Origin of the sequence: Streptomyces viridiviolaceus, from assembly GCF_014650995.1 — a bacterium.
Taxonomy (GTDB): domain Bacteria; phylum Actinomycetota; class Actinomycetes; order Streptomycetales; family Streptomycetaceae; genus Streptomyces; species Streptomyces viridiviolaceus.
The window spans coordinates 1-660 of the sequence record NZ_BMWA01000111.1 but is presented as its reverse complement, the minus strand read 5'-3'; the positions used below and the strand labels follow the sequence as shown (position 1 = coordinate 660).

The window sequence follows — 660 nt, the reverse complement described above, 5'->3', positions numbered from 1 at the left end:
TAGGTTTTTAATGTTAAAAAATAGCCTAAAAGCTAGGTTTTTAATGTTAAAAAATAGCCTAAAAGCTAGGTTTTTAACTAAAAAATAGTTATTTTATGCTATAATAACGATGTAGGCGGTATGCATGGCAGTGTCTTTTTTGTGTCAAATTTGGAGCAATTAGCTTAATTTTTGAGTTAATGGGTGGGGAGTGCAGTGGGTGGCACTCTGTTAGGAGGCACACCATGAAGTTCATTATCGTTGTGATAGTTTCACTAGTTGTAGTGGTTCTTTTGACACAGCCACTACACTAAAAATACCCCTAGAGTTACCGCTCTAGGGGGTTTGGCTATCGCTACGATCATATCGTCTTTTGCCTTTGAATAAACTAAATAAGGATTTAACATGCCTAAAGTTAATAACGAACCCAAACCCAATAAGCGACCTAAAAAGTTCAAGCGCCCAAGCGTTAAAAAATCCCAAAAATACCTGATCACCCAAGACAACCAATTCATTTACGCCAAATACGGCGATACAACCGCTAACGAATTAAAATTCTTTTACTATGTGATCAGTAAGCTCAACTCCATCAGCGATAAAGACTTTGAACTCCATGAAGTGCCTGTCAGTAAGATTTTAGGGGAAGTGTTAAGTCATGAGAGCGAAGAAAATTACACCTAT

1 protein-coding gene is annotated in these 660 nt (G+C 37.1%); it reads left to right on the top strand.

The genetic code is table 11. The features are described from left to right. Nucleotides 1-384: 384 nt before the first annotated feature. Nucleotides 385-660 (top strand): RepB family plasmid replication initiator protein (locus IE260_RS41140; RefSeq protein WP_189881034.1); only part of this gene is annotated, 276 nt, incomplete at its 3' end.